Source organism: Cupriavidus sp. L7L (assembly GCF_004353535.1).
Taxonomy (GTDB): Bacteria; Pseudomonadota; Gammaproteobacteria; order Burkholderiales; family Burkholderiaceae; genus Cupriavidus; species Cupriavidus oxalaticus_A.
In genome coordinates this window covers 1-457 of sequence record NZ_SMNY01000157.1, presented here as the reverse complement: position 1 = coordinate 457, position 457 = coordinate 1, and the positions used below count along the sequence as shown (strand labels likewise).

Here is a 457-nt window from a genome sequence, read left to right as displayed (position 1 = left end):
TGCCATTGCACTTTAGGTACGATGTCCGACCGTACCAAGCGTACCTTCGAACTCCTCCGTTACACTTTGGGAGGAGACCGCCCCAGTCAAACTGCCTACCATGCACTGTCCCCGACCCGGATTCACGGGCCAAGGTTAGAACCTCAAACAAACCAGGGTGGTATTTCAAGGACGGCTCCACGTGAACTGGCGTCCACGCTTCAAAGCCTCCCACCTATCCTACACAGACCGGTTCAAAGTCCAATGCAAAGCTACAGTAAAGGTTCATGGGGTCTTTCCGTCTAGCCGCGGGGAGATTGCATCATCACAAACACTTCAACTTCGCTGAGTCTCGGGAGGAGACAGTGTGGCCATCGTTACGCCATTCGTGCAGGTCGGAACTTACCCGACAAGGAATTTCGCTACCTTAGGACCGTTATAGTTACGGCCGCCGTTTACCGGGACTTCAATCAAGAGC

Annotated in this window: 1 rRNA gene; it reads right to left on the bottom strand. The window is 53.6% G+C overall.

The features are described 5' to 3' along the window. Positions 1-457: ribosomal RNA gene (locus tag E1J61_RS36735) — 23S ribosomal RNA — on the bottom strand; the annotation flags it as partial.